The sequence below is a fragment of the Bradyrhizobium sp. BRP56 genome (assembly GCF_020194035.1).
In the GTDB taxonomy this organism is placed as follows: domain Bacteria; phylum Pseudomonadota; class Alphaproteobacteria; order Rhizobiales; family Xanthobacteraceae; genus Bradyrhizobium; species Bradyrhizobium australafricanum.
The window spans coordinates 1-430 of the sequence record NZ_JADYVV010000216.1; the positions used below are offsets into that span (position 1 = coordinate 1).

Consider the following 430-nt stretch of genomic DNA (forward strand, 5'->3'; position numbering starts at 1 on the left):
TGCTTCGTCTGCGCACCGCCCGGCGTGGCAACGATCAGGAAGTCGGCCCAGTCGGCCATGTCCTTGAGCGCATCGAAGTAGCGGTATGACACGCCTTCGCGCGGCTTGCGATTGTGATAGGCGATCTGCATGTCGAAACCGGCTGCGCGGCGCGCGATCTGCATGCCGATGGTGCCCAGGCCGACGATGCCCAGGCGCTTGCCGCATACGCCGGGCTGCAGCGGAATGTCGTCACGCCAGACGCCATTGCGCGTCGAGCGATCCAGCTTGGGAATGCCGCGCACGGTGGCCAGCAGCAAGCCAAAGGCGTGGTCGGCCACGCAGGCGTCGTTGGTGCCGGCGCCGTTGGCCACCGCCACGCCACGTGCGCGGGCGGCCTCCACGTCGATGTTCTCGTAGCCGGCACCGAGCGCGCAGGCCAGTTCCAGCT

General features: G+C 68.1%; 1 protein-coding gene. It reads right to left on the reverse strand.

Going from position 1 to position 430, the window contains the following annotated elements:
• Positions 1 to 430, reverse strand: a 430-nt coding sequence (locus tag I6F38_RS43455) for an NAD(P)-dependent oxidoreductase (RefSeq protein WP_276573550.1), incomplete at both ends; no start/stop codon positions are given.